The organism is Aliivibrio sp. SR45-2, from assembly GCF_963890165.1.
Lineage (GTDB): Bacteria > Pseudomonadota > Gammaproteobacteria > Enterobacterales > Vibrionaceae > Aliivibrio > Aliivibrio salmonicida.
Window position 1 is genome coordinate 1 of sequence record NZ_CAWPRC010000098.1, and the last position, 392, is coordinate 392.

Below are 392 nucleotides of genomic sequence, written 5' to 3' on the forward strand. Positions count from 1 at the left end.
CATGACTGGGGTGAAGTCGTAACAAGGTAGCCCTAGGGGAACCTGGGGCTGGATCACCTCCTTAACGATAGATTGCGATTTATGAGTGTTCACACAGATTGATTAGGTTAAAAAAGTAAAAGAGATTTTTTATGTGGGGCTATAGCTCAGCTGGGAGAGCGCTTCGCTGGCAGTGAAGAGGTCTGCGGTTCGATCCCGCATAGCTCCACCATTAATAATCATTTTTAAAATGAAAGTTATTATTAATGGTTTTCGTTATAGAAAATCTGCTCTTTAACAATTTGGAAAGCTGACTGATTTAAATAACTTACGAGTTATTCAAATCAAAATTTAAAAGTTCTTAATATCTTTTGTTTATCTTTAGATAAACAAATTAAAAACACATTCAAGTG

The 392-nt window shown here is 36.0% G+C and carries 1 tRNA gene and 1 rRNA gene; both read left to right on the top strand.

Going from position 1 to position 392, the window contains the following annotated elements:
• A 16S ribosomal RNA gene (locus tag AACV33_RS04335) occupies window positions 1-64 on the top strand; the annotation flags it as partial.
• Window positions 65-135: 71 nt separating this feature from the next.
• Window positions 136-211: transfer RNA gene (locus AACV33_RS04340), tRNA-Ala, on the top strand.
• Window positions 212-392 lie beyond the last annotated feature (181 nt).